3 protein-coding genes and 1 pseudogene are annotated in these 4,233 nt (G+C 62.4%); all 4 read left to right on the forward strand.

Annotation, left to right across the window (positions count from 1 at the left end; translation table 11 throughout):
• The first annotated feature begins 105 nt into the window (after positions 1–105).
• A complete protein-coding gene (locus tag V7E00_RS19985) occupies positions 106–267 on the forward strand; it encodes a hypothetical protein (RefSeq protein ID WP_004642278.1) in 162 nt (53 codons plus the stop codon).
• Between the two features lie 52 nt (positions 268–319).
• Positions 320–3,169 carry a heat shock survival AAA family ATPase ClpK gene (clpK, locus tag V7E00_RS19990; RefSeq protein WP_004882738.1) on the forward strand — a complete coding sequence of 950 codons (2,850 nt, stop codon included), beginning with the start codon at positions 320–322 and terminating at the stop codon, positions 3,167–3,169.
• Between the two features lie 129 nt (positions 3,170–3,298).
• Positions 3,299–3,583 (forward strand): hypothetical protein, encoded by a 285-nt coding sequence (locus V7E00_RS20140; RefSeq protein WP_224223043.1) that lies wholly within the window; start codon positions 3,299–3,301, stop codon positions 3,581–3,583.
• A gap of 76 nt (positions 3,584–3,659) precedes the next feature.
• Positions 3,660–4,025 (forward strand): annotated as a pseudogene (gene yfdX1 / locus V7E00_RS20000) (heat resistance protein YfdX1); the annotation flags it as partial.
• Between the last annotated feature and the right edge of the window lie 208 nt (positions 4,026–4,233).

The following is a 4,233-nucleotide window of genomic DNA, read 5'->3' on the forward strand; positions in this document are numbered from 1 at the left end:
AGTTACGCCTTAAATTTGGCTCAATTAGGGGCGCTTTGCATTTCAAATCTTTGTGTAACAAAGTCGCTGTACATTGACTCTTGATATTTTTTCCTGGTAAGCGCAATGTCTTACAAAGTCTTGCAAGGATTTCCTTGGCCGGAACCGCAAAGCGACGCGATTGGAGAGGGCGAAATGAAAGCGCACCTACAGGTGATTTTCACGCTCGATCCCGATCAACGGCTGACGCGGGGCAGCGCGTTTTTCTCAAAAAACAAAAAGAGATGAGGCACCGTGATCGTCGGTGCCTCGTCAGATCAATCTTTACAGGAGCATCAGTATGGACAGAAAACAATGCCAGGTCTGCAGCCAACCCGCCACCGTGCGGGTGGAAGCCAATCTCAACGGTCGTCACAGCACCATGCTGTTGTGTGACGACCATTACCGTCAACTGGTGCGCCAGCAAAAGCGCACCGTCTCGCCGCTGGAAGCCTTGTTCGGCTCGCGCAGCGGCCTGTTCGAGGACTTCCTCGGCAGTGACTTCTTCCGCATCGGCGACGACGCGACGCCGATGGCCGCCGATACCGATGACGTGGTCGATGCCTCGTTCGGCGAGCCCGCCGCCGCAGGTTCGGGTGCGCCGCGCCGTCGCGGCAGTGGTTTGGCCAGCCGCATCAGCGAACAGTCGGAAGCCCTGCTGCAGGAGGCCGCCAAACACGCTGCCGAATTTGGCCGCGCCGAGGTGGATACCGAACATCTGCTGCTGGCGCTGGCCGACAGCGACGTGGTCAAGACCATCCTGGGTCAGTTCAAGATCAAGGTCGATGACCTCAAGCGGCAGATCGAGTCCGAGGCCAAGCGCGGGGACAAGCCGTTCGAGGGCGAGATCGGCGTGTCGCCGCGCGTGAAGGATGCGCTCAGCCGCGCTTTCGTGACCTCCAATGAACTCGGCCATTCCTATGTCGGTCCGGAGCACTTCCTGGTCGGTCTGGCCGAGGAAGGCGAAGGGCTGGCCGCCAACCTGCTGCGCCGCTACGGCCTGACGCCGCAGGCGCTGCGCCAACAGGTCAGCAAGGTGGTCGGCAAGGGCGCCGAGGATGGCCGCGCCGAGACGCCGACCAACACGCCCGAGCTGGATAAATACTCGCGCGACCTCACCAAGATGGCGCGCGAGGGCAAGCTCGATCCGGTCATCGGCCGTGCGCAGGAGATCGAGACCACCATCGAGGTGCTGGCCCGGCGCAAGAAAAACAACCCGGTGTTGATCGGTGAGCCCGGCGTCGGCAAGACCGCCATCGTCGAAGGGCTGGCGCAGCGCATGGTCGCCGGTGAAGTGCCCGAGACGCTGCGCGACAAGCGTCTGGTGGAACTCAACATCAACGCCATGGTGGCCGGCGCCAAGTACCGCGGCGAGTTCGAGGAGCGCGTGCAGAGGGTGCTCAAGGAAGTGACCGAGCACCAGAGCGAGATGATTCTCTTCATCGATGAAGTGCACACCATCGTCGGTGCCGGCCAGGGTGGCGGCGAAGGCGGGCTGGACGTGGCCAACGTGTTCAAGCCGATGATGGCGCGCGGCGAGCTGAACCTGATCGGCGCCACCACGCTCAACGAGTATCAGAAGTACATCGAGAAGGACGCCGCGCTGGAGCGTCGTTTCCAGCCGGTGATGGTGCCCGAGCCGACGGTAGCGCAGACCATGATGATCCTGCGCGGCCTGCGCGACACCTTCGAGGCGCACCACAAGGTCAGCATCACCGAGGATGCGATCATCGCCGCCGCCGAGTTGTCGGACCGCTACATCACCGCGCGCTTTTTGCCTGACAAGGCCATCGACCTGCTTGACCAGGCGGCCGCACGCGTGAAGCTGTCGGCCACGGCTCGCCCAGTGGCCGTACAAGAGCTGGAGTCCGAACTGCACCAGTTGCGGCGTGAGCAGGACTACATGGCCTCGCGCAAGCAGTACGACAAGGCCGCCGAGCTGGGCAAGCGCATCGAGGCAAAAGAGGCCGAACTCAAGAAGTTCATCGAAGATTGGGAGCGCGAGCGCGCCTCGGGCAGCGCCGAAGTCAAGGCCGAGCATGTCGCGCAGATCGTCTCGCGCCTGACCGGCATTCCGGTCAACGAGCTGACGGTGGAAGAACGCGAGAAGCTGTTGCATCTAGAACAGCGGCTGCACGAGCGCCTGGTGGGCCAGGACGAAGCGGTGCGCGCGGTAGCCGATGCCGTGCGGTTGTCGCGCGCGGGGCTGCGCGAAGGCGGCAAGCCGGTGGCGACTTTTCTGTTCCTCGGGCCGACCGGCGTGGGCAAGACCGAGCTCGCCAAGGCGCTGGCCGAGTCCATCTATGGCGATGAAGGTGCGCTGCTGCGCATCGACATGTCCGAGTACGGGGAACGCCATACCGTGGCACGCCTGGTGGGCGCGCCTCCGGGTTATGTGGGCTATGACGAGGGCGGCCAGCTCACCGAGAAGGTGCGTCGCAAGCCCTACAGCGTGTTGCTGCTGGACGAGATCGAGAAGGCTCACCCCGACGTCTACAACATCCTGCTGCAGGTGTTCGACGACGGGCGGCTCACCGACGGCAAGGGCCGGGTGGTGGATTTCACCAATACCATCATCATCGCCACCTCGAACTTGGGCTCGGACATCATCCAGCGTCGGCTGAAGGCCCGTAGCGCCGCCGGCGAGGAATACGAGAAGACCAAGTCCGAGGTGATGGACGTGCTGCGCGGACACTTCCGCCCCGAGTTCATCAACCGCATCGACGAGATCATCGTCTTCCATGCGCTGGGCAAGGAGGAGATCCGCCATATCGTCGGCCTGCAGCTCGATCGTGTGGCCCGCAACGCCGCCAGCCAGGGCGTGACGCTGACCTTCGATCAGACCTTGATCGACCACTTCGCGCAGGAAGGCTACAAGCCCGAGTTCGGCGCGCGTGAACTCAAGCGCCTGATCCGCAGCGAGCTGGAGACGGCACTGGCGCGCGAGATGCTGGGTGGCGGTATCGGCAAGGGCGATCACGCCAGCGCCCGCTGGGACGACAAGGCCGAACGGGTGGTCTTCGAGCGCCAGGAGCCACCCGCGAAGCCGGCTGAGCCTGAAAAGCCCGATGCCGCGAACGTGGCCGAGACGCCGCCGAGCGACGCGAGCAAGCCTGCGCGCAAGAAGAAGTCAGCGGACGGCGAATCTTGAGCGATGGGAGGCTGTCGTGTCCGACCCCAATGGGCTGACATGGGCAGCCACCCTCGTGTCGCTGGCGGTCGCTGTCCCCACAGCGGGGCACGCGGTCATCTACAAGCGTGACCCTCGATCGGCCACGCTGTGGGTACTCTGATCGCCTTGTTGCCGCTGGCCGGTTCGCTGCTGTATGTGCTGTTCGGCATCAACCGTTACCAGCGGCGGGCGCGGCGGCTCTTCCCGGGGGCAGATCCTGCTATTCGGCAGGATCTCTCGCCCACGATGCCCGAGGCTGTATCGCCGCCACTTGCCGGTCTGGCCCACCTGGTGGGACGCGCCACCGGCCAGTCGCTGACCCGCGGCAACCGCATCGAGCCGCTCGTCGATGGCGAGCAGGCCTACCCGGCCATGCTCGCTGCCATCGAATAGGCGCGGAACAGCGTCGCGCTGGCTTCGTACATCTTCGACGGCCAAGGCATCGGGGCGCAGTTCGTCGATGCGCTGAGCCGGGCTCATCGACAGCGGCAAGATCGACAACGCCAAAGCGGAACTCGCCCGAGCACTGAACACCCTGGTGGTGACCTCGGTCGCCTTTCCTCTGCCCGTGCTACGGGCCGAAGCCGCGATCGCAAAAGCTGAAAAGCTGGCCGAGACCGACAAGCGCGATGCCAAGCAGAACGAGGAGCTCAGCACCTTGCTGTCGTCCGTGCGCACGGAGATTGAGATGGCGCAGATCCTGGGTTATGGCAAGAAGGCGGACTTCAAACCCATCTTCGATCAGGTGAAGTTCATTGAGCAAAAGTCGGCTGGTGGCAAAAGCGGCAAGGGATGGTTCGACGAGTTGAAGACGCGCATCCAAAAGCTGTTTTGAGGTGATGAAGGGACTGACTGCTCTGTCGGTCAGTCTCGCGATGTTCGCATTCAGCCCCAATAGATTCGCCTATTTTCACTATCTCATACGAGGTATGGCTTTGTTGCACAAAAATTTAAAAGTTAAGACTTCTCATATCTACTCAAATTTAAGTGACAACTCGGGTATGTGGTCTGCCTAAGTCCGTAAATTTATTTAATACTGCCAT

This window comes from Sphingomonas sp. (assembly GCF_036731925.1).
Lineage (GTDB): Bacteria > Pseudomonadota > Alphaproteobacteria > Sphingomonadales > Sphingomonadaceae > Sphingomonas.

Bases quoted from the DNA above. Each gene is read 5' to 3' on its own strand.
- V7E00_RS19985 (WP_004642278.1), top strand. From the start codon at position 106: ATGTCTTACAAAGTCTTGCAAGGATTTCCTTGGCCGGAACCGCAAAGC.
- clpK (WP_004882738.1), top strand. From the start codon at position 320: ATGGACAGAAAACAATGCCAGGTCTGCAGCCAACCCGCCACCGTGCGG.